A 1,389-nucleotide genomic window follows, 5' to 3' on the forward strand; every position below is an offset into this window, starting at 1 on the left:
GTTTATTGCAAGACAGCTATGGGTCCCCCCCAGCCCAGTTTACTGAAGACCAGCCAAAGTCTTCTGTCGCCCTTGAACCATTACAGGACCGAGTGAGGCCTTGCCTTCCCAATGAACACCCCCAATAGGAGCATCACTTCCACCATCAGGACCACATGTTGAGTCACAGCAAGCACAAACCTGGTGGTTCCCATCAGCAGCAAGCCACCCGTTGGAAAAGGAACAGGATTTGTGGAGAGCGTCACTGGGTGCAGAAGCAAGAGTGGCCTTCACGGTACACGTTATGTAGATAGAAGGACTGGATCCTCCCTGGAACATGAAAGCCTCCAGCTGGAACCGGATCTTGTCTTCCTGGGTCCGAGGCAAGAAGTGGGAGCTGGAAGCCGTAGCCTTGGCATCCACAAGGCACCCATGATTCTCAATGAAGGAATATCTCGGAACAGAAGTCACATCAGGTACTTGGGTGGCCACACAGCGGTCCACAAACACACGCAGGGGGACGTGGTTGTACACCTTCACAGATGCCTCAATATTAATAATGTCACCCAAGTAGTAAACATTTGAAGGCCTCTGATTGGCCCAGTCATCCAGCATGAGCTTCATGGAGAACACCAAGACGTCTTCAGCAACCTCCGTTGAAGCATAAGGAACCCAAGTTGGCCTCAAAGCATTACTGCTCACATTATGGAGCCTTTGATAGTGGCATTGAACGCCAACAACTGCACCCTCAGTACGGGTAATCGGCGTGCCAGCAAATGCCACAGGAGTGTAGGTAACCGCATAGGTGTAGACGAGCTCATCCTCGGTCATCATCAACACACTATTGCAGTCCTGCAGTGCATATTCAAAGATGAGCACCCCAGAGGCAGAGTCCTCACCAACAACAGGACAGCCTCCCATAGACAAACCAGATGGCTGGATCAGTTGACCATTGCTGAACATATCCTTCTTCACCTCCACATGAACCCGGTCCTCACTGCATTGAACAGCCACACTACTGGGAGTCACAGGTTTCCTCAACTGGAAGTTCACCGCCAACTCACGTTGCACCTCTGGAACGATGGGAAACTTCCAGTCCAAAGGCTTGACTGGACCCTGCAACAGCTGCTTCTCCTGAAGACCAAGAGGGTCTTGCGCAAATTTTCTGTAGTCAAGACTCGGAAGCGGAGAAGCTTTTTGGAAAGGATTCAAGAACCCTTGAGATGAAAGATCAGGAACTCTGGAAGCTGGAGCTGATTGCGGCTTTCTGCTGCTTGGACTTTGACGGAGTTTCAAACTTCCCAATGCACTCTTCAGATCAAAAGCCACAATCACAACCAGCACTAACACGCATTGCAAGAACCCCATCCTAACAAACTGGACGTTGTTGGACGACTTCAACCCCCAGTC

General features: G+C 50.8%; 1 protein-coding gene. It reads right to left on the minus strand.

The annotated features are described in order from the left end of the window. Positions 1–39 precede the first annotated feature (39 nt). A partial coding sequence (locus GQS57_RS18215; protein WP_165734400.1) for a zona pellucida domain-containing protein occupies positions 40–1,389 on the minus strand: 1,350 nt, incomplete at its 5' end.

It is taken from the genome of Polaribacter sp. 20A6 (assembly GCF_011378915.1).
Classification (GTDB): Bacteria; Bacteroidota; Bacteroidia; order Flavobacteriales; family Flavobacteriaceae; genus Polaribacter; species Polaribacter sejongensis.